16 protein-coding genes, 5 pseudogenes and 1 riboswitch are annotated in these 19,980 nt (G+C 61.1%); of the genes and pseudogenes, 14 read left to right on the top strand and 7 right to left on the bottom strand.

Translation table 11 applies throughout. From position 1 onward, the window contains the following. Window positions 1-111 precede the first annotated feature (111 nt). The 4 genes and pseudogenes from AC5ZFO_RS42425 to AC5ZFO_RS42410 form a co-directional block, all read left to right on the top strand. Window positions 112-1,104, top strand: coding sequence for a polyprenyl synthetase family protein (locus AC5ZFO_RS42425; RefSeq protein WP_282522128.1), 993 nt, complete (start codon window positions 112-114; stop codon window positions 1,102-1,104). A gap of 233 nt (window positions 1,105-1,337) precedes the next feature. Then, window positions 1,338-2,888, top strand: coding sequence for a hypothetical protein (locus AC5ZFO_RS42420; RefSeq protein ID WP_282522103.1), 1,551 nt, complete (start codon window positions 1,338-1,340; stop codon window positions 2,886-2,888). Next, window positions 2,885-3,787, top strand: a complete 903-nt coding sequence (locus AC5ZFO_RS42415; RefSeq protein WP_282522104.1) for a terpene synthase family protein — start codon at window positions 2,885-2,887, stop codon at window positions 3,785-3,787. Before AC5ZFO_RS42420 ends, AC5ZFO_RS42415 begins: the two co-directional genes overlap by 4 nt. Before the next feature lie 97 nt (window positions 3,788-3,884). Then, window positions 3,885-4,432, top strand: a pseudogene (locus AC5ZFO_RS42410) (beta/alpha barrel domain-containing protein); the annotation flags it as partial. A 246-nt stretch (window positions 4,433-4,678) separates the two neighbouring features. Here the strand turns inward: AC5ZFO_RS42410 and AC5ZFO_RS42405 are convergent. The 4 genes and pseudogenes from AC5ZFO_RS42405 to AC5ZFO_RS42390 all read right to left on the bottom strand — a co-directional run. Further along, a pseudogene (locus tag AC5ZFO_RS42405) lies at window positions 4,679-4,792 on the bottom strand (tyrosine-type recombinase/integrase); the annotation flags it as partial. A 216-nt stretch (window positions 4,793-5,008) separates the two neighbouring features. Continuing rightward, window positions 5,009-6,097 (bottom strand): type III polyketide synthase, encoded by a 1,089-nt coding sequence (locus AC5ZFO_RS42400; protein WP_282522105.1) that lies wholly within the window; start codon window positions 6,095-6,097, stop codon window positions 5,009-5,011. Between the two features lie 425 nt (window positions 6,098-6,522). Beyond that, on the bottom strand, window positions 6,523-6,978 hold the full coding sequence (locus tag AC5ZFO_RS42395; protein WP_282522106.1) for a hypothetical protein: 456 nt from the start codon (window positions 6,976-6,978) through the stop codon (window positions 6,523-6,525). A gap of 881 nt (window positions 6,979-7,859) precedes the next feature. Beyond that, window positions 7,860-8,953 (bottom strand): annotated as a pseudogene (locus AC5ZFO_RS42390) (aminotransferase class V-fold PLP-dependent enzyme). Window positions 8,954-9,150: 197 nt separating this feature from the next. On the opposite strand from AC5ZFO_RS42390, the gene AC5ZFO_RS42385 reads away from it, so the two are divergent. After that, on the top strand, window positions 9,151-10,515 hold the full coding sequence (locus AC5ZFO_RS42385; protein ID WP_496123685.1) for a diaminopropionate ammonia-lyase: 1,365 nt from the start codon (window positions 9,151-9,153) through the stop codon (window positions 10,513-10,515). Window positions 10,516-10,534: 19 nt separating this feature from the next. On the opposite strand, the gene AC5ZFO_RS42380 is transcribed toward AC5ZFO_RS42385, so the two are convergent. After that, complete coding sequence (locus AC5ZFO_RS42380) at window positions 10,535-11,017, bottom strand: Lrp/AsnC family transcriptional regulator (RefSeq protein WP_496123684.1); 483 nt, start codon at window positions 11,015-11,017, stop codon at window positions 10,535-10,537. Window positions 11,018-11,195: 178 nt separating this feature from the next. Here AC5ZFO_RS42380 and AC5ZFO_RS42375 point away from each other — a divergent pair, with 178 nt between their 5' ends. From AC5ZFO_RS42375 to AC5ZFO_RS42360, 4 genes are all read left to right on the top strand, one after another. Further along, window positions 11,196-11,405, top strand: a complete 210-nt coding sequence (locus AC5ZFO_RS42375) for a hypothetical protein (RefSeq protein ID WP_496123683.1) — start codon at window positions 11,196-11,198, stop codon at window positions 11,403-11,405. Window positions 11,406-11,456: 51 nt separating this feature from the next. Further along, the gene (locus AC5ZFO_RS42370) at window positions 11,457-11,684 is read left to right on the top strand and encodes an FCD domain-containing protein (RefSeq protein ID WP_496123682.1); all 228 of its coding nucleotides are present in this window, start codon (window positions 11,457-11,459) and stop codon (window positions 11,682-11,684) included. Between the two features lie 748 nt (window positions 11,685-12,432). Next, window positions 12,433-12,639, top strand: a complete 207-nt coding sequence (locus AC5ZFO_RS42365; protein ID WP_496123681.1) for a hypothetical protein — start codon at window positions 12,433-12,435, stop codon at window positions 12,637-12,639. Window positions 12,640-12,711: 72 nt separating this feature from the next. Then, the gene (locus AC5ZFO_RS42360; RefSeq protein ID WP_282522111.1) at window positions 12,712-13,170 is read left to right on the top strand and encodes an FAD-binding oxidoreductase/lyase; all 459 of its coding nucleotides are present in this window, start codon (window positions 12,712-12,714) and stop codon (window positions 13,168-13,170) included. Window positions 13,171-13,998: 828 nt separating this feature from the next. Here the strand turns inward: AC5ZFO_RS42360 and AC5ZFO_RS42355 are convergent. Both AC5ZFO_RS42355 and AC5ZFO_RS42350 read right to left on the bottom strand, forming a co-directional pair. Then, the gene (locus tag AC5ZFO_RS42355; protein WP_496123680.1) at window positions 13,999-14,634 is read right to left on the bottom strand and encodes an omptin family outer membrane protease; all 636 of its coding nucleotides are present in this window, start codon (window positions 14,632-14,634) and stop codon (window positions 13,999-14,001) included. A 287-nt stretch (window positions 14,635-14,921) separates the two neighbouring features. Continuing rightward, on the bottom strand, window positions 14,922-15,671 hold the full coding sequence (locus AC5ZFO_RS42350; RefSeq protein WP_282522113.1) for an outer membrane protein: 750 nt from the start codon (window positions 15,669-15,671) through the stop codon (window positions 14,922-14,924). Window positions 15,672-16,382: 711 nt separating this feature from the next. Between AC5ZFO_RS42350 and AC5ZFO_RS42345 the strand changes: the two genes are divergently transcribed. From AC5ZFO_RS42345 to AC5ZFO_RS42325, 5 genes and pseudogenes are all read left to right on the top strand, one after another. Then, window positions 16,383-16,805, top strand: a complete 423-nt coding sequence (locus AC5ZFO_RS42345) for a hypothetical protein (RefSeq protein WP_496123679.1) — start codon at window positions 16,383-16,385, stop codon at window positions 16,803-16,805. 578 nt (window positions 16,806-17,383) lie between these two features. Beyond that, window positions 17,384-17,711, top strand: a pseudogene (locus AC5ZFO_RS42340) (DUF736 domain-containing protein). A 12-nt stretch (window positions 17,712-17,723) separates the two neighbouring features. Further along, window positions 17,724-18,404: a DUF6925 family protein gene (locus AC5ZFO_RS42335; protein WP_496123678.1), complete on the top strand. Its 681-nt coding sequence runs from the start codon at window positions 17,724-17,726 to the stop codon at window positions 18,402-18,404. 113 nt (window positions 18,405-18,517) lie between these two features. After that, window positions 18,518-19,098, top strand: a pseudogene (locus AC5ZFO_RS42330) (hypothetical protein). A gap of 249 nt (window positions 19,099-19,347) precedes the next feature. Next, a riboswitch (cobalamin riboswitch) is annotated at window positions 19,348-19,565 on the top strand. A 122-nt stretch (window positions 19,566-19,687) separates the two neighbouring features. Further along, window positions 19,688-19,980: ATP cone domain-containing protein (locus tag AC5ZFO_RS42325; RefSeq protein ID WP_496123677.1), on the top strand; the 293-nt coding region annotated here is incomplete at its 3' end.

The following is a 19,980-nucleotide window of genomic DNA, read 5'->3' as shown; positions in this document are numbered from 1 at the left end:
GTGGCGAGGCAGCGGCGCCGCGACGCGCGGCATTGCTGCACTCGGCCCGCGCGCACGGTGCGACGCCGACAACACCGCGGCTCGCCTGTCAGGGACAAGGACATGAAGAACATGCAGACCGGTTCCACGCCACAGAACGACAGAACTGGTGATTCCGCGCTCGGCGAATTGGGCGCGCAGGCGCGCGGCGCATCCGGCGGGCTGCTGCCCGAGATCTGGATGCAGGACGGCGCAAAGCGGGTCGAACAGGTGCTGGCGCGTCTTCTGCGCGCCGAACATGAGGCTGAGCTGATGGCGGCGATGCGCTACGCCACCTTGCATGGCGGGAAGCGCACCCGCGCCTTGCTCTGTCTGGCTGCCGGCGGACTGGCCGACACGCCGGCGCACATGCTCGACGACGTGGGTGCCGCCGTCGAGATGATGCACGCCTGTACCCTGGTCCACGACGATCTGCCCGCGATGGACGACGACGTGCTTCGCCGCGGCCTTCCGACCGTGCACGTCAAGTTCGGCGAAGCTACTGCGATCCTGGTCGGCGATGCGCTGCAGGCGCACGCCTTCCTGACCTTGGCGAGCCTGGATGCGCCCGGCGACAACCGTATCGCGCTCGTGCGCGAACTGGCACAGGCGGTGTCAGCCGAGGGTGCCGCAGGCGGGCAGGCCATGGATCTGTCGCTGGTTGGAAAGCACGTCGAGCTGGACAAGATCGTGGAGATGCACCGGATGAAGAGCGGAGCGCTAGTGCGCGCGTCCGTTCGCATGGGCGCGCTATGCGCTATCGCGGAGGATGCCGCGCACGCTGCGCTGTACTGTGCGCTCGATCACTACAGTGCCTGTTTCGGCTTGGCGTTGCAGGTGATCGACGACATTCTCGACGTGACAGCGGATACCGCGACGCTGGGCAAGACCCCCGGCAAGGACGCGGCGGCGCAGAAGCCGACCTGCGCGTCGATCATGGGACTGCAGGCAGCACGTCAGTTCGCGCTGGATCTGTTGCGCGATGCCAGGGAGGCCATCGCGCCGCTGGGGCCGCGTGCGGAACGGTTGGCGCAACTCCTACAGCGGGCCAACGCGTATCTGTTCAAGCACGCGCCATGCGCATGAGCGCGCCGGTGTCGCCCCTGTGCCGCTGCGATGAGTCCGCGGCGCCGATTGCAGCGGTTGCCCGCCGCGGCGCGCTGTGCGCAAGCCTATGCGGCGGACCGGCGCCAGCATCGGGTCGCCGCGCCGAAGGACGGTGGCCGTCCGACGCTGCCTATGCGACGGGCCTGCGGCGACATGCGCGGCGTCTGCCCGATCCCGGTTCTCGTCGACCGTCTGCAAAAGGCACATCCCGCGTGAACACGCTTTCCGAACAGATCCTTTCCGACTTGCGCCGCCTGCTGAGCGAAATGAGCGATGGCGGCAGCGTCGGTCCGTCTGTCTACGACACGGCGCGAGCGCTGCGCTTCCACGGCAACGTCACCGGTCGGCAGGACGCATACGCGTGGCTCATCGCGCAGCAACAGGCCGACGGCGGATGGGGAAGCGCGGACTTTCCGCTGTTCCGCCATGCGCCCACGTGGGCAGCGTTACTGGCATTGCAGCGTGCCGATCCTCTTCCCGGTGCCGCCGACGCAGTCCAGGCTGCAACCCGGTTCCTCCAGCGCCAACCCGATCCCTACGCGTATGCGGTACCGGAAGACGCGCCGATCGGCGCGGAGCTGATCCTGCCGCAGTTTTGCGGTGAGGCCGCATCCTTGCTGGGTGGCGTAGCGCTTCCGCGCCATCCAGCGCTGTTGCCGTTGCGGCAAGCGCGCCTGGTCAAGCTGGGGGCGGTGGCGATGTTGCCGAGCGGCCATCCGTTGCTGCACTCCTGGGAAGCCTGGGGGACGTCGCCGACCACCGCATGCCCGGATGACGACGGCAGCATCGGCATCAGTCCGGCGGCCACTGCCGCCTGGCGTGCGCACGCCGTGACACGGGGACGCACGCCGCAGATATGGCGCGTCGACGCGTATCTGGAGATGGCATCACGGGCGACGCGCAGCGGCATCGAAGGTGTCGTCCCCAACGTCTGGCCGATCAATGTGTTCGAGCCATGTTGGTCGCTGTACACCCTGCATCTGGCCGGGCTGTTCGCGCATCCCGCGCTCGCCGAGGCGGTCCGCGTGATCGTCGCGCAGCTCGACGCCCGTCTGGGCGTGCGCGGTCTGGGCCCCGCCTTGCACTTCGCGGCCGATGCGGACGACACCGCCGTTGCGTTGTGCGTCCTGCACCTTGCAGGCCGCGACCCGGCGGTCGATGCGTTGCGCCGTTTCGAAATCGGCGAGCTGTTCGTCACCTTCCCCGGCGAGCGCAATGCCTCGGTGTCGACCAACATCCATGCCCTGCATGCGTTGCGACTCTTGGGAAAGCCTGCCGGGGGCACCAGCGCGTACGTCGAGGCCAATCGCAACCCGCAGGGTCTATGGGACAACGAAAAATGGCACGTTTCGTGGCTGTATCCCACCGCGCATGCGGTCGCTGCGCTGGCGCAAGGCAAGCCCCAGTGGCGCGACGAGCGTGCGCTGTCGGCGCTGCTGCAGGCGCAGCGTGACGACGGCGGCTGGGGCGCCGGTCGCGCGTCCACGTTCGAGGAAACCGCCTATGCGCTGTTCGCGTTACACGTGATGGACTGGAGCGAAGAGGCGACAGAGCGCCGGCGCATCGCGCAGGTGGTGGCGCGTGCGCTGGAGTGGATGCTCGCCCGCCATGCGGCGCATGCATTGCCGCGGACGCCGCTGTGGATCGGCAAGGAACTGTATTGCCCCACTAGGGTCGTGCGCGTGGCCGAACTCGCCGGGTTGTGGCTGGCGCATCGTTGGGGGCGGCGCGTCCTGGCCGAGGGAGCAGGAGCGGCGCCGTGATCCAGACCGAACGCGCGCTGCAGCAGGTGCTGGAGTGGGGGCGTTCCCTGACCGGGTTCGCCGACGAGCATGCCGTGGAAGCGGTCAGGGGCGGCCAGTACATCCTGCAGCGCATCCACCCGAACCTGCGCGACACCAGCGCCCGCACCGGTCGCGATCCGCAGGACGAAACGCTGATCGTGGCGTTCTATCGCGAACTGGCGCTGCTGTTCTGGCTCGACGATTGCAACGACCTTGGCCTGATCGCGCCGGAGCAGGTCGCCGCGGTGGAACAGGCGCTGGGGCAGGGCGAGCCGTGCGCGCTCCCCGGATTCGAGGGCTGCGCCGTGCTGCGCGCCTCGCTGGCCGCGCTCGCCTACGATCGTCGCGACTATGCTCAGCTTCTCGTGGATACCCGGTGCTACTGCGCGGCGCTGCGCGCCGGACACGCGCAGGCGGCAGGGGCGGAACGCTGGTCCTACGCCGAGTACCTGCACAACGGCATCGATTCGATCGCCTACGCGAACGTGTTCTGTTGCCTGTCGTTGCTGTGGGGGCTGGACATGGCGACCTTGCGCGCGCGTCCGGCCTTTCGCCAGGTCCTGCGGCTCATCTCCGCGATAGGGCGCCTGCAGAACGATCTGCATGGACGCGACAAGGACAGGTGGGCCGGCGAGGCCGACAACGCGGCGATCCTGCTGCTGCAGCGCTATCCAGCTATGCCTGTGGTAGAGTTCCTCAACGACGAGCTGGCCGGCTATACGCGCATGTTGCACCGGGTGATGGCGGAAGAACGCTTTCCGGCGCCGTGGGGACCGTTGATCGAGGCCATGGCGGCCATCCGCGCGCAGTACTACCAGACCTCGGCCAGCCGCTACCGCAGCGACCCTGCCGGGGGAGGCCAGCGTGCGCCGGCCTGAACGCGCGGGAGGCGGCGGCGTGCGGGCTGCCGCGGTCCGATCCGACGCAACGCCGTCGCCCGATACGACGGATGGAGCGAGCAGGAGCGACACCGCCCTGGGCCGGCGCAAGGACGACCATCTGGACATCGTGCTGGATCGGCGAGCGGCGCCGGCCACGGTCGCAGCCGGCTGGGAGCACTGCGCATTGCCCGGTTGGACCTGACGCAAATCGACCTGCGCGCCTCGCTGCTGGGCAAGACCATGCGCCCGCCGCTGCTGATCAGCTCCATGACCGGCGGCATACCACGCGCCGAGGCCATCAACCGGCATCTGAGCGAAGCAGCGCAAGCCTTGGGGATCGCCATGGGCGTCGGTTCGCAGCGCGTGAGCCTGCAATCCCGCAACTCCTAGGGGCTAACGCGCACGCTGCGCCGCCTGGCCCCAGACACCCTGCCGGCCAATATCGGCGCCGCGCAACTGCGCGAGGCCGACGGCCTGGACCTGGCGGGCCGGGCGGTGGATGCGCTGGAGGTCGATGGACTCATCGTCCCTCTCAATCCGCTGCAGGAAGCGGTACAGCCGGAGGGCGACCGCGACTGGCGAGGCGTCCTGGCGCAGATCGCTCGCGCCGCGCGCAGCGTGGGCGTGCCAATCCGTGCCAAAGGCCATCCGCCTGGGCGCGGACATCGCCGGGCAGGCGGCCGGCGTGCTGCGCGCGAGCACGTGCGCCTCACATTGAATAGTCCAATGTGGCGAATGAGACTCCAATTGGCCTGGCGTCCAGCGCGCCGCCTGGACCGATACGCAGACGATCCCGTTCACACGCAACGAATCTGTCCAGCCGCCGGTGCTCGTTCGATAACCAGCTTTTCTGACGGCCGCGCGAATAACCGGTCAGGCATCGGCCAAATAATGGCTGAACTTCGAAACCGCGCTGAGGTAGGATCGTTGCGTCGCCGGCGACAGATTGTGAACGGTCATGTCTTCGATCATGCGGCGGCGAAGAGGGCTCAAATCGGCCATCTCGATACCCCTGTCTGAGGGGGCTCCAACACCCACATCCTCTCAGCCAGGGAGCGATCTACGCCACCTTGGCCCCTCACGCCGCGGCAGCTGCTTAGTTCAATCCACAACGAAATTTTGGGATCTCGAGCGCCCAATTCCTGCAATCTCAAATGCCGCCGCATCCGAAAAACAGACTCTCCTCAATCGCTTTGAGGCTTGTTCACGGGCGACAACTCAAGGTGTGCGGGCGTTGGCTGTGCCGTTTGTGGTGTCAGCCCATTTCAGTAGCGACAGTTCGGCCGAGAAGCCTGGCCCAAAGGCGCCTAAGATACCGTATGATCCTGGCGCTTGCTCCGCATGCGCCAGCACGTGTTCCAGAACGAATAGCACAGTTGCGCTGGACATATTTCCATGAAGTCGAAGCGTCTCATAGCTGGAAAAGAAGTTCTCAGAGGACCTCCCAAGGCCCTGCTCACAGACCTCCAATACTTTTCTCCCGCCGGGATGAAAGACAAAGCTCTTCACCTGACTGGGAAGAATGCCATCCTCCGCTAGCAACGAACGCATTGCGCGTGGCAACAATTCGCTAATCATTGATGGAATGCGCTCGGAGACCACGACTTCAAATCCGGAGTCGCCAAAATGCCAGCCCATTAGAGAAGTCGAGTCCGGGTGAAGCAAACTCGTACTTCTCACGATATCCAGTTTGCCAGAGCCGCTTTCAGCTGGTCCGATTAATAGCGCGGCAGCACCATCCCCAAAGAGGCTTGAGGCGACAACGTTCTTTGGGGTCAGATCATTCGGCTGGAATGTAAGGGAAGTCAGCTCAACGGCAACGAGGAGAATGCGTTCGTTGGTTGCTCGGCAAAGAGCTCCTGCTAAGCTAACTCCCGATGCTCCCCCAGCGCATCCGAGGCCAAAAATCGGCGTCCGTCCCACATCTGCTCGCAATCCGATCTTCAAGATCAGCTCAACATCGAGACTAGGGGTCGCTATCCCTGTCGTCGAGACGAATATAACTCGATCGACTTGCTCGGGCTTAACGCCAGCCCGGTTGAGACATAACACTGTCGCTTTGCACGCCAGCTCCTTTGCCCAATCCAAGTATATCTGGTTTGTCTCACCTATGCGATGCTCGCTGAGAAGCCATTCGGGCGTAACACAGAAGAAGCGCTGATCGACTAGCGCGTGATCGAATACTGTAAGATACCTCTTCAGCTTCTCCATTCTGGACCCGAAGTGGCGACCCGCTAAAGCCTTAGCGTCAGTCTGCGAAAACCGGAATGGTGGCAAAGCCGTCCCAACAGCCAAAATTCTGGACATCAGTTACTCTTGTCGCTCGACAGGGATTCACACCAAAAGGAAGATCAAGGACGTCCGCGACATCCAGGCGTTAGCTCACGTAGACCAAACCGATGTTGATGTCCTGCCCAGGGCAGTTCTTGCGGGGCCGCCCGTTGGAAAAGCGCGCGATTCCGGTCGAACAAAAGCCAATGATCGACGGGCAAGAGCACGCAATCGTACTCAGCGCTGACGGCTTAGTGGGTAGCAAGGAAGACTTTACGTCCACTCCTGCTGCACCGCCCCGTTGGCCTTCGCTGCTGTTGACGAGGGGCAGCGGAGTCGCAAGCTCGCAGAGCTGATATTTATTTCGGGCGACCGCAGTGGCACCTTTTACGTACACGAGCACGTCATTCCAGGTGTAACCGAGCGGGTCTCTAACCTGACCGCGTATAACAATATTGCCTTCATCCTGAAGCCCGGCAGAACGAGATTAGCGTTGGAGTCCTCGGATTGGCGCACTTGCCGTTCACCGGGATGCCGAACATCGAGTTGGCCATCTGCCAGCGAAAACCGATTTCGCCGCCGAGCGGGCCTCCAGTCGCACCAAGACACCTCATGGGAGGAGGCGAAGCACGAACCACATCGCCAGCGTTGACGAGATCCCAGCAACGACGGCCACCGCCCCTATTGATACCGATGTCAGAACCTCTTCGCTCGCAGAGCCGCGCGGCCAGACCAGCGACTTTTGCGGCCAGCACCATGAGGACTATTGTGCCAAGCATTTTCATCTTTCTCGACGAAATTTTGAGGTCAACTTTCTTGACGGCATTCACGGAACCGGATGCATGCCATGTGTCTGTCTTCTTGATCAATTGATAGGGTTGGTAGTTGACCCGAAAGATTGTGTCCGCTTCTGGCAATGAATGGCTCGTCTTCTTCTGTGCGGATCATATGAGTTTGTCGCGCCGGGCCGTTTTGCCATCGTCGATAGGCCTGGCGCCGCCGGACACATTGACGGGATTTGGTGGCGGGTTGACATGTCGGACGAAGCTGGCTCGGTCGTCGCCGCGTATTTTAGCGATGCTTGCGGCGAGCTGTGCGCAAACCATCCGCAGCGCCGTCGAAAGTTGTGATCCTCGCCGGCCTCGTTACTGCGGGGCGAATTTAATAGGACCGAAGGAAAAGGCGTTGTCCAAGGGCCCGAGAGGATTTTGCCCGGCCGAGAACGGCGGAAAACCGCTTCAAAAGTTTGTCGACGTCCATGACCATCAGTTGTGCGTCCGGTAACCTTTCATCTGAGAATGGCGCTACATCGATTGCCTGCCCTCTATGAGGTCGATGCAGTCACGCTTTGGCTACGACAACGGAATCCAGCGGATGAGTGTTGGGCAAAAGTAGGAGTATGCCACGATTCTTCCGACGGCGCCTCGTGGTACTCGGCATTTTGCCGGAAACCGCCCTGTCCTTCAGGTAGGCGTACGCGATCGGGTTAGGCAGGCCGCTATTTCGGGATGCCTGTTTTCCCGTCGGCGCGCAGCCTGAGTGGCTTGGCCGTTGTCACGCAGCCTTTCGACCGGAACATAGGTGTGTAACATTCCGCACGCTGTCTTGAATCCATTAAGATATATCAGAGAATTGCAATTCTGCCTGTGCAATCCTTTCCTAGGCGCCAGCGGAAGGGCAAAGTGCGGAAGCGGGACGTTCACCCCTGACCCTCGAGTCTGCGCGACAGCCAATTTTCTGGACTGAGCGCTAGGACCAAGGCTTCCTTCCTTTCCGTCCAATGGCTTCTTGTCGGCGCTTATGGGGTGACTCCCCTGACTGCTGACGCAAGGTTGTGAACCTCCTCAATCGTATTGTAGCAGTGCGGCGATGCGCGAACGATGTCCGGAAGGCCTCGCCGTGTTGCGTCCAACGGGGTACTTGTCGGCGGCGAGACCGATACGTTGATCTTCTGTGTTGCGAGGTGGCGCATAACCTCGCGTGCGCTCGCTGTGCGGAGGGTGAACGAAACGATTGAAGCAGGATTCTCTCCGAGATCGTGAAGCGACACGTCTGAGATAGCGCCGAGTGCCGCTCGCAATTCGCGCGCAAGCTGCCGCCAACGTTGTTCGATTCTATCGATGCCAATCGAAAGCGCATAGTCGATGACTATCCCGAGTCCTAAGCGAGCTGCATAGTTCGCTTCCCACGTTTCGAATCGTCGTGCGTCGGGTCTGAGTTCGTAGCGCTCGGGTCCAACCCAGGGTGCTCCGAACAGGTCGATCATGGCCGGTTCGATGTCCTTTAGGAAATCGTCTCGGATGTAGAGGAACCCCGTTCCGCGCGGGCCCCGCAGGAATTTTCGGCCGGTCGACGTAAGCATGTCGCAACCAAGTGCATGGACATCCAGCGGGATCTGTCCAACCGCCTGGCACGCATCAAGCAGGTAAGGAACGTTATGCGCTCGCGCGATGCGGCCGACAGCCTCGGCCGGATTCACAAGCCCTCCGTTCGTAGGACCCACGTAATGGCGATTAACTTCACGTGGGCATCGATCATGGCCTCGAGCGCGTCAGGATCGAGAGCGCCATTTGCATCGTCTGGGATGATGTCGACCTGCACACCGGTTCGGCGCCTCATTTGCAGGAAGGCGATATAATTGGCGGCAAATTCCGCGGTGGTCGTAAGAATGCGGTCGCCTCGGCCGAACTGCAGCGAGGAAAAGGCGCGCTGCCATGCCAGCGTGGCAATCTCCGCGAGCGCAATCTCTTCCCGGCTGGAGCCAACGAGCCTGGCGATGCTGTCATACACGGCGTCAAGCCGGGCACCGTTCTCCGCGGCCGCTTCGTCGCCGCCGATTTCCGCTTCGCGCTGAAGGTAGCCGATCATACCCGCAACAACCGGCTTCGGCATAAGAGCGGCGCCGGCATTGTTGAAGTGGACGCGATTGCTGACGCCAGCTGTATCGTCTCTTACTTTGTCGATATCGGCGCTCCCGAAGTCTTCAGGGGCCGGCCGGGATTGTGCTTGCAATGCAGTCGTCCTTTTCGCTTTCTTCCTCGATCCGATGCGGGTCACCACCGCAGCCGGTCTAACAGAGCCACTTCGAGATGATATCTCTCGGCAATGGCCCAAACCCGCCATTTTGGCGCCAACTATGCCCAATTCGTTCGCTGACGGCGCTAAACTTCGCGCCAAACGGCTTACAGTGTTGGCACATTGGAATCTATTCCAATGGGACTTGTTTGCGGGAGAAGGACTTGGGAGCATCTTTGGAGCCAACGGGCGCTGTGGCAAATGTGAAATCGAACCGTCGACCGGTGCTGTTGCGCAGCGAGACACGAGGCGCGATTCAGATTCCTTGGTGGGGTGCACAAGACGCACCAAAGGAGCCCGATCGGCTGCTGCGAGCTTGCCCCCGGTACGTGCCGACGCCCTTGATATCCTTACCAGGAATGGCCGACCGGGCGGGAATTGGCCAGCTCTGGATCAAGGACGAGACGCAGCGCCTCGGAATCGGTAGCTTCAAAGGGCTCGGCGGCGCTTACGCCGTGCTGAAGCTCGCCATGAGGTACGTCGAGAAGATAACGGGCCGGGCAATCCTGCCAGCCGAACTGCTCGATCCTGGCGTGCGTTCGTTGTTCTCGGCGCTCACGTTTTCCTGCGCTTCGGACGGCAATCACGGTCGCTCGGTTTCAGCAGGAGCGCGGTTGATCGGAGCGCGAGCAGTCGTCTTTCTTCACGCCGGCGTCAGCGACGAGCGGGCGGCCCATATTACCCGTCTGGGCGCGGACATCGTACGTGTTGGCGGAGACTATCACGACTCGGTCGAGGCTGCAGCAAAGGCCGCTTCATTGGACGGTTGGATTGCGGTTCCAGACACGGTGGGGCCGGGCGAAGATGATGCGGCTTGCACCTTTGTCGTCCAAGGCTACGCGATGCTGATCGAAGAGATCATCGCGGCCACAGGGCAGGGATCTGCCTTCACCCATGTCCTGGTTCAGGCAGGCGTCGGAGGTTTGGCCGCGAGCGTATTCGGCCATGGCTGGGCTCGCGGATTATTCGGGCCCGACACCCATCTATGGATTGTGGAGCCGGAGCGGTCGGCCTGTCTTTATGAGAGCGCCCGAGCCAAGATGCCCGTACGACTTCCGCCGGGTCCCGCGACGAACATGTCGATGCTCGAATGCCAAAGCCCATCGATGTTGGTTTGGCCGATCATCGAAGCACTGACTACCGGCTACATCACGGTGACGGACGAGGAGGCCTCGGGCGCGGTACGCTTGCTTGATCAGGGCGTTTCAGGCGATCAGCGTCTTCGTGTCGGAGAGTCGGGAGCGGCGGGATTGGCAGGCCTCTTGCGGGCAACAGCGGAGAGTGACCGAAAGCGACTTCGGCTCGATCAGTCCGCCAAGGTTCTGCTGTTCGCGACGGAAGGCCCCACTGACCTTTCGGCCTGGAGCGGAAACCAGTAGGTAGGAGCAAAGCGTTCGATCAGGATACGTCAAGGCTAATGCGGGTGGTGAACTTGACCGTCTGCATCGACACGTAGGTGTTGAATGACTTGATGTTCTTGTCGGGAAAGAACGCTCGTTCAGTGAACGCCCCATACTCCTCCATCGAACCGGTGTTGACGACGAGAATGAAATCGGCCGAACCGGTGACGTAGTAGCATTGCGTGACCTCGGGACAGGCGCTCATCCGATTCTTGAACGTGTCCAGAAGGTCGAGGTGCTCCTGCTCGAGCGCCACCAGCACGATCGACGTGACCCGTGCCCCCGCGACCGAAGGCGAAATAATCGAAACATCGGACATGATCGCCCCGTTTTCGCGCAACCGCCTTAGCCGACGCAGACAAGACGTTGGTGAGAGTCCCACGCGATCGGCTAGTTCTTCGGAGGTCAGCTGATTGTTCTCCTGCAGAAGCATGAGCAGCTTGAGATCGAGGCGATCGAGGTCGGCACGCGCCACAGCCATTTAAAATTCCCTTAAGTTTGCAGGTTTCTGGCATCAAGGGAGCGAAAACGACCAATTTAGTCGCTCACTTTGAGCTTGCTCCCGGATCTCAGCTCAGGCAGGACGAGCTCGCCGAGCGGTTTGGAACAAGCCGATCCCAATAAGAGAGGCGCTCAGACAGCTGGAAGCCGAAGGGTGTGTGACTTTCCAGCCCAATCGCCGCGCGGTAGTTTCCGACTTGTCGATCGACGAAGTCATCGAATTGCTCGGGATCCGAATCGCGCTCGAGTGTCACGCGCTGCGCCTAGCCATTCCCGCCATGGGAGAGATCGATCTCAATGAGGCGAAAGCGATCCTCCAGTCATATGATGACGAGCCCGATCCGGCGCGATGGGGCGCGTTCAATTAGAAATTCCACGAGACGCTCTACGCACCATGCAATCGCCCGCGACTCTTGTCGATGATCGAGGCGAACTATGGTCATGTGAGCCGGTTTACTCGGGCGCTCGTTTCCCGCGCGGCCGGCAAAGAGCGGAAGCAGCGCGAGCACTATCAGCTACTGGAGCACAGCCGTAACGGTGAAAGCGAAAAGGCCGTCCGGCTTCTTCGCGAGCATATCGTTGAGACGCAGAAGACGGTGAGATCCGCGCAACGCATTGCCACACGGGATGTCAGCTCGGGCAATTGAAGGCCCGATATACACCGTGGCGTCCTCCGGCGCAGGTCTAATGAACGACAATCAGAATATTTGCGGGGTGAATGCGAGGTGTCCTCTGAACGGCTCGCTTCCCGCAACGCGACCTGCAGAAATTAAATGAACGATCGTAACGTCGATATTGCTGTAATCGGCGTGGGAATCATCGGTATCGCCTGTGCTTACTATCTCGCGAAGGGCCGTCCTGCATTCCGGATTAGATCATCGATCCCAATGCGCCGACGAGCTTGACCTCGGCTGCCTCGGGCGAAAATTATCGGAATTGGTGGCCTCATCCGGTCATGACTGCCTTTACGGACTACAGCATCGACCTGCTTGAGGAAATCGCCCGTCAGCACGCCAATCGGATTCACACGACCCGCACTGGCTACACGCGATGCGAGACCTGACCAACTACTGAGGGAGTTACAAACAGGGTATGGGCGCCGAAGGCGCAAGGCGGATTGTCCACGAGGCGGCTTCGTCGCCTAGCTATACGTCGGCGGTCTCGGCAGATTGGCAGGATGCACCCGAAGGGGTCGACGTGCTCCAAAATGTGGGCTGATCCGCCGTCACTTTCCAACGTTCGATCCAGAGGTTTCCACGATTCTCCATATACGGCGCGCCGGAGACATCCGCGGCCAACAGTTGGGAAGCCTGATGTTGGAGCAGATCCGCGCTGCAGGAGGCACATTGGCTGTGGCCCGCGTTACGGAAATAACCAAAGCGGCAAGATGGTTTCGTGGTGGCGACGCGCGGCGGCGAGGGTGAAGAGAATATCCGTGCGGGGATTGTCGTGAATTCGGCGGGACCTTACGTCGCCGACGTAGCGCGCATGCTCGGAGAGACCCTTCCGGTTCAGAACGTCTTCCATCAGAAGATTGCTTTCGCTGACAATCTCGGCGCTTTTGACCGAACGATGCCATTTTCAATCGATCTGGATGGGTAGACGATCGACTGGTCCCCGCAAGAGCGCGAACTCCTCGCGGAAGACCCTGCGACCGCGTGGCTCCCCCGCCCGATGCCTGGCGGCATCCACTACCGCCCGCACGGCGGTGACCACGGAAGATGGATCAAGCTTGGCCGGGCCTACAATCGAAAGCCCTCGGAGCCACAGGACGATATTCCTACGGATCCCAACTTTCCGGAAATCGTTCTCAGGGGCGCGAGCCGGCTGAATCCCGGCCTCCAGCAATACTACGGCCGCCTGCCGCGGCAGATTACCCACCATGGCGGCTGCTACACGATGACCGAGGGGAATTGGCCGCTGATCGGTCCAATGAAAACGAAGAACGCCTTCGTGGCAGGTGCCTTGTCTGGCTTTGGAACGATGGCGGCCTGTGCAACAGGAGCGCTTTGCGCCGGATGGGTATTGGGCACCAGGCTGCCCGAATTCGCCGAGCGCCTCAGCTTGTCGCGTTACGATGATGAAAGCTTTCTTCGCCGACTGCAGGAGAGTGCGAGCACTGGGGTTCTCTAGCTCGATCGCCATTCTTCCAAACGGAATTTAGCCTTGCTCATGGACATCTAGGGCGATCAACAGGTTCCGGTTTATTGCCCTATTCGGAAGTGATTTTTTGCAAGCCGGCCATCGTACGAAATCCAACCTGGCATGAAAGCCAGGGCACGTGATGCCACGGCGAACATCCGGCCGCGACGATCGACGGCTAGTTGGCATGAGGTTTTTGAACAGAATGTGACCTCCGGCGTCCATTCTTGAGTGTCGCGCTGATATCCCTCGCCACCATCGGTCGTTGGTCTTGCGACGTAGGTTAAAATTCTATGGGACCTTCTCGTCCCGCAATGAACTGTTGTTGGCTGCACGTGAGGCAGGCACTTCGGAATAATTACCATACGTCGGTGGGAGATTGTGGTTTGTTGAGTGCCACGAACACGCGATCGCGCGCAGCTTCTCATTTCCGAGCCAACCTGAAACGTTGCCGCGTTTCCTCAACTTGAGAACGCTTGCATTGAAACTATTGTTCAAGAGCGAAGTGAAAGCGCTGACACATACTTCTATTCTCAAGAGACGATCGAAGGAGGTTGGAAAATCCTCAAGAAAGCCCGGGTGGCGGGTGCAAGCGTGTCGGCACTGAGGCTTCGCGGGCCGGAAGGAACTCGAGAGGCGTGTGGGGCTCGCACCGGCTGGCAACTCATTCTTTGCAAGCAAGCTGAGCTCTGCTCGATTCCGAGGTGCTTCACCATCATATCCTCGACGTCGGCGTCGCTGTTTGGCGCCGACGTCGATGCTTGCGAGCAGGCCTGGATGGCTCGAGAAGTAGTATCGAGCTGGCCAAGATCAAGTCTTTCAATCGAACTTGTAAGAGGCCTGAAAGAATGTACCCCAGCGCTCCATGCTGTACTTCGCAAATGAGAGCGAGTGCTCGATGCAGCCGTCGCCGCAGTGCATGGAGCCGGCGTCCCTTTTGGTCCACATGGCCCAATAGCGGCCACCAACGCCAATGCTGAAGTTGTCGGTGAGGAAGTAGGACAGCAAGCCTTCGAGCTGAGCTCCGCCGCCGCCACTGCCACGTTGTTCCGAAAAGGTGGTCTCATCGCGCAAGAGGTGATTGTCCCGCCCGATGAAATCGGTCCAGGGCAGGTAAGCGATATCGGCGTTAATACGCCAGCGCTCGCTCAGCATGGTTTCGGCGCTCAGACCGATTCGAGGCGCATTCCATTGCGTATCCTCGCTTCCAACGATCCTGTTGTCACCCGGCGTCAGACATGGGTGCCGTGGATTAACGAACTCGACGCAACTTGTCCGGTCCGAGCTCTGGCTGTAATAGGTCCAGCCCACAAACGCACCGACTTTATAGTTCGTACTTCGCAGGAAATCGTAACCGACGTCGGCGGTGTAAGATGTGAACCTTCCGTTTGACTGACCGTCAAGGGTGTTCTGGTAAGACCGCTGCTTGTGGGGCACCCAATCTTCATTGTTCATCTTCCCTTTGTTGAAGCGCCCGGTACTAAGAGTGCTCTTCAGGAAAACTCCCCACGGGTTGTCGACACGGCCGAATAACTCTCCGGAGAATCCGTCCAGTCCATGATACGTGAGCCTTGATATCAGCAAGCCGGGATCTTGGTCTTGGTCCGCTGCGCTGTGATCCCACTGGAATCTTCCCCGGCTGAGCCAGAGCCGGGAGCCGCCTTCGAATGACCAGCCGGGCGCGTAGGGGATGGGCCGCGCGCTGGCTGGTGCCTTCGTGTACAGTGACGGATTAAACCACTCTACGCCTTTAGGTCGGCGTCGAAATGGTAGTTAAGACCAACCTTTGCGATGTGGTAGTTGCTGGACAGGCTGGTTGTGTTCGCTGGCAGAATTGCAAGCGGTGGCAGTTGTACTGTCGGAGCCGTTGCCACACTCGGACCGCCAAAATGCAGATAGTCATACTCGACGTTCACCGACCATGCAGGCGTAATCGCTTGCTCGATGCCCAGCCCGATGACGCTACCGAGACGACCATAGTCGAAATGGGTTTTCTCCTGGGGCACGTAGCCGGCTTCAAAGTTGTTTACGACGTCGCCTCTATTGTTTTGCCAGGCTACGCCTCCCTTGAGATACGCCAGCGTGTGGCCGAGTGCGCCAAAAGCGTAGCCAATGCGGCCCGTCCCGGTGGCGAAGAGGTTGGGACCTGCCTTGCAGTTTGCGCTCACAACCGAGCCTGAATGAGCGAGGCAGGTATTGGTGCCCTCGGAAATAACACCGCTGGCATCCAGTTCGACGCCAAACACCCAGTTGCTGTTCTGCCAGTTGTAGCCGATCTGGCCACCTGCAAGAAATGCCGGGCTTTCCACGATGCCGCCATAGATCGATGGACCGTAGTGATTGCTGAAGGAGGTTCGGCCGTACCCACCGCCGACGTGTCCGCCGATATAGCCACCCGACCAGTTCCATACGACCAGCGGCAGCTTCGATTCTAGCTCAAGGCGCGCGTTGGCCGCACCGCTGGCCATGACCGCAATCGTCGTGGCACCCAACAGAAGAACTCTCGACTTCATCAAAGGCCCTGCACACTTTCCCCGGTCCACACCAGCTTCTTGAGATATCGCCAACGGTGAACCGTCGCGGCAGAACTGACACTCGCGGCAACGCGTGCCAGATCTGCTCCGAAAACACCGCACTGCGATCGGTGATGATGCCCGAATGAGCAATGCATGTGCCAAACTGAACTTGTATATTTTGCAGAGTTTTCGGAAGAGTTTGTCGCGTCAACTTGCCGACTGTCGTCTCAAATCTGACAATCCGAGCTTCCGAAGGTCTCTCCATCGCCCGACATTTGCGAGGGCAGATCCAATACGCAGCGTTTATAGCTGCGTGGAATATTTGCGCGCCAAAGCGCCGCCAATCGGAAAACAATCAGGGCTTGGGAGTGAGTGGCGATTGTGATCCCGGATGCTCAAAAGCAACACACACGATGGAGTGGCCGCCGAAATGGAGAAGAACACAGGACTTTCCTGAAACTGATTGCGCTAGGTGATTTCAAACGGCAGGTGCCTAGTTGAAGATCACAAAGGGTCAAATGCCGATTGCACGAGCCCTGTGAGCGCAAGCTCGGCGCTAATGACAAAAACTCGCGCAACTGGATTTGTGACGATCCGGTCGCTGCGCTTCTTGCTATAGTGTCGCGCGCGCCGTCGTGGTGGTGGAAGGCGCAGCCGTCAGACTTCTATCTCACGGAGCGCACCGCCATGATCATCCTCGGACCACCACTCGTTATCCTCGTCATCGGCTTGTTCTGTTGGCTGGTGTTCCCGCTTGCTGCTTTCGCACTGCCGCTCTTTGGCCTGACGATCGGCATCTGGGCCTTCCACACTGGCGCCGGCATGCTTGGTGGCATCGTAACGGGCCTCGTGGCGGGCGGTGTGAGCTTTGGTGTCGCCCGGCTTGCGCTCGCTCTCGCGCCATGGGCTTGGGTTCGGCTCCTGACCATCCTTCTCTACGTCGCGCCCGCTACCGTCGCGGGCTATAGCGCCACATATGGAATCGCCCTGATGACGGTGCCTTCACCAATCTGGCGGACGATATTTGCCGTCGTGGGTGCCATTGCCGTCAGCATCACAGCGTTCATCCGCCTCACTGGAATGGCCGTAGCCGGACCTGCCCGGCAATGATAGCGCCACTGAAGGCGTCGCGTCGACGGGCGGGACCGCACCAGATATCCGCAATGCTCGCGGTCCTCACGTCGAAATTCGAACGAGAGGGGCTGGCCGTTGAAGCTCCGATCAACAGCTTGCGCCCCGGCTTCGTCACGATGATCATAGAGGCATGGACCAAGCGGTCGCATCTCAAAGGATGCGGCGACAATAAAATGTGAACGGGCCGCGCGGCCGACGCGTAATCACGACACCAAATCCGTCCGTTGCTGAAGGGAGAGGGCGCGTGTCACCATCGAACTCACTTGGCGGCCTCTCGGTGCGTCGAACTCGCCACAAGGCCGAGCGCACCAACGGCCTCTTCGATGGATTGATCTGCCCGAAGGACGGCTGACGCCTCGATCGCCTAAGGCGCAACAGCGGCGTCACAACTTTCTTCCCCTGCCGGCTGCGCCGTCATTCCTCGCGCGAGCCAAGAAAGTTGCTCCTTTGCTGTCAGGCTCCTTCGGGGTGCGCGGTCGATCGCCTCCGGCCTGTCGATCACCATCGAGGCCGCAAGGTGCGGGCTCGGAAAACAGAGATCAAGGAGAAGTACCATGGCGACCATCGGCACCTTCAAGAAGGCCGGCAACAACGAGCTCACCGGCGAAATCGTCACCCCCTCGCTCCAGGCCAGGAACGTCCGGATCGTCCCCGAAACCAACCGATCCGGCGACAACGCACCGTGCCACCGGGTCTATGTCGGCCATGTGGAGATCGGGGCCGCCTGGTCCAAGCGCTCCAACGAGGACCGCGATTATCTGGGTCTGAAGCTCGACGATCCGAGCTTCACCGCTCCGATCTTCGCCAACCTCTTCGCCGACGAGGAAGGTGAGGTGCTTCAGCCCGATCTGGTCCCGTCCCAGCCGTCGCAACGGCGACTGACCCCGATCCACAATGCCTCGCCCGGCTGGTCCGGGCGGGGCATTACCTTGCGCAGGAGCCGGCCGCGATCTTGCTGCAGCGTCGCACCCCGACCATGCGAGCTTCGCAGGACGGATGAACCGATTCTCTCAAGGAGCATTAGTCGCAAGTATCCGCGTGGGTGATGAGGAAGTCATTTCTGCGCTTCGAGATCGTGTTGGCCGATCGGTGTTTGCACCGGGAAATGATGCGATGGCGATCATCCTGGCGGCCAATCCACACCGCGTCTTCATCAGCAGGATCGGGCGAGCAGAGGTGTTTCAACCGATCCCGCCGCCGGGGCCTCACACGCACGTCTTGCCCAAGCTGCTGGCCCATCGCCGCACGCATGCGGCAACCGAGCCGCTGCCCGACGGTTGGATTCCCTGTGCGCATCTCTATCCCGCGCATCCGCTTCGCGACCAACTCGGTCGAAAGCGGGAGTTTCAATCGCAATATCAGGGCGCCTTCCAGGCGTTGCTCGAGCGGTATGGCGAGCCGGCTATCGCGACACTCAAGCGAGATGTCGTGGCCGCTGTGAGGGCGGGGCAAGTCCGGATGCAGTTGTGTTCCGGAACGATCGCGTCGGTAGCGCGACTGTCCGGGTTCGCTCAGGCAACTGGCCGCGACCGGGCCGTTGTCTTCGACACTGATGGAGTGGCTTGCCGCGTATGATCGGATCGACCTTTCGGAGCCCGAGAACCCCATGGAAGCCCTTCACTGACGGCCAAAAGGCTGCCCCGAGGCGGCAAATGCCGCTAGAATTGCTGGAAAGGAGATTTAGCCCAATGGTTTTCAAGGTCTTGCCGCCCACTGCTGACCTTTTCCGCCTGCAGCCGGTTGACCAGTGTTACGCCCCCATGTTTTGCTTTGGGCTGGTGACGGTGTCTTGCGCACTTGCAAGCTTCGCGTTCGCCTGCGCGACACCGGTTGCGGCATTTGCGGTCGTCGCCGCCGCGACGCTGCGACTGGTCCGGCTCTGCTCGTCATGACGGGCGCGTGGCTGGTCAATCAGACGATCGGATTCGGTCTATTGCACTATCCGGTCGACGGAAACACGATCGCCCGGGGCTTTCTCATCGGCGCCGCGGCGCTGGGAGCGACGGCCGCAACTTCGGCAGCTCTCCGCGCGCTCCCGCAAAACCGTACGGCGCTGGTATTGGCGCTGGCATTCGTTTGCGCTTACGCCGCGTATGAGCTCACCCTGTTCACCGCTACGCCTTTCCTGGGTCGCCAAGGCGCCTTTACATTTGAAATCGTGACGCGGATCGGGCTTCGCAGCGCCGGTTGGCTGATCGGCCTCGTTGCCGTCTGCGAGATTGTCCGGCTGCTCAATCCACTCGGGAGTGGGCGTACTTTCTCGACCTGAACGACGAGACACACTGGCGCGGCGACATCGCGTCTTTGGACCATTCAGTCAGCGGGCGCCGCGCGATCTGCGCCGTGCATTGAGAGGATTTCGCAACTGCTCGGCGTCGAACCGCAGGGCCACTAACTTCGCGCAGCTCGATCGCTGCACGGCTGAGGTCTGGCCAAGCCACCGGCCGGAACTCCCACATCCCACAGCCAATGTGAGCGCAGCCTTCAAACGAATCGTTGACACTCGCTCGCGAATATCACTACATGTGGCCGTCACGGTTCCGCTAGATCGCAAGATTTAGTGGCTAAGAGGGAAGCCGGTGAACTGCGCGAGAGCGCGGAATTCCGGCGCTGCCCCCGCAACTGTCAGCAGCGAGCTGCTTCCGAACAATCGTCACTGGCGCCTTTCGCGCCGGGAAGACGGGAAGTGGGCGACGACCTGCGAGCCAGGAGACCTGCCGCGACAATCTGAACGTCCACGGGCGGGGTGTCCGGCGGTCGCTTGCATGCACCGCCCGGCAACTCTGCTGCCGGCGTTTCTGCAGCGTCCTTCCTTACAGCCCCGCTCAAACACAACGCGCGCATCACGGGGCCCTTTGATGTCACTCAATCTGCACGACGCGGACACCGCTTCCGCACCCATCGTTCATTTGCGTCCACAATCGCTTGCGCCTGCTTCGAGCGAGCCGGCGATGCAGATCATCCGTCGCAACGGCAAGGTCTCGCCGTTCGATTCCGCCAAGATCGCGGTCGCCATGACCAAGGCTTTCCTCGCGGTCGAAGGCACCAGCGCGGTCGCCTCGCGCCGCGTCCATGAGAGCGTGGAGCAGCTGACGGCCGAAGTCGTCGCTGCGTTGATGCGGCGGGCAGGCGAGGGACGCACCTTCCATAT

The sequence above is a fragment of the Bradyrhizobium sp. Unk1 genome, assembly GCF_059512345.1.
Note: the sequence above shows the minus strand (reverse complement) of the source record. Positions and strands in the feature narration are given on the sequence as shown.

What these genes read in the sequence shown, in the direction of transcription:
- AC5ZFO_RS42425 (WP_282522128.1), top strand. Translation starts at nt 112, where the DNA reads ATGCAGACCGGTTCCACGCCACAGAACGACAGAACTGGTGATTCCGCG.
- AC5ZFO_RS42400 (WP_282522105.1), bottom strand. Translation starts at nt 6,097, where the DNA reads ATGTCCAGAATTTTGGCTGTTGGGACGGCTTTGCCACCATTCCGGTTT.
- AC5ZFO_RS42385 (WP_496123685.1), top strand. Translation starts at nt 9,151, where the DNA reads ATGATATCTCTCGGCAATGGCCCAAACCCGCCATTTTGGCGCCAACTA.
- AC5ZFO_RS42380 (WP_496123684.1), bottom strand. Translation starts at nt 11,017, where the DNA reads ATGGCTGTGGCGCGTGCCGACCTCGATCGCCTCGATCTCAAGCTGCTC.
- AC5ZFO_RS42370 (WP_496123682.1), top strand. Translation starts at nt 11,457, where the DNA reads ATGATCGAGGCGAACTATGGTCATGTGAGCCGGTTTACTCGGGCGCTC.
- AC5ZFO_RS42360 (WP_282522111.1), top strand. Translation starts at nt 12,712, where the DNA reads ATGCCTGGCGGCATCCACTACCGCCCGCACGGCGGTGACCACGGAAGA.
- AC5ZFO_RS42355 (WP_496123680.1), bottom strand. Translation starts at nt 14,634, where the DNA reads ATGAACAATGAAGATTGGGTGCCCCACAAGCAGCGGTCTTACCAGAAC.
- AC5ZFO_RS42345 (WP_496123679.1), top strand. Translation starts at nt 16,383, where the DNA reads ATGATCATCCTCGGACCACCACTCGTTATCCTCGTCATCGGCTTGTTC.
- AC5ZFO_RS42335 (WP_496123678.1), top strand. Translation starts at nt 17,724, where the DNA reads ATGCCTCGCCCGGCTGGTCCGGGCGGGGCATTACCTTGCGCAGGAGCC.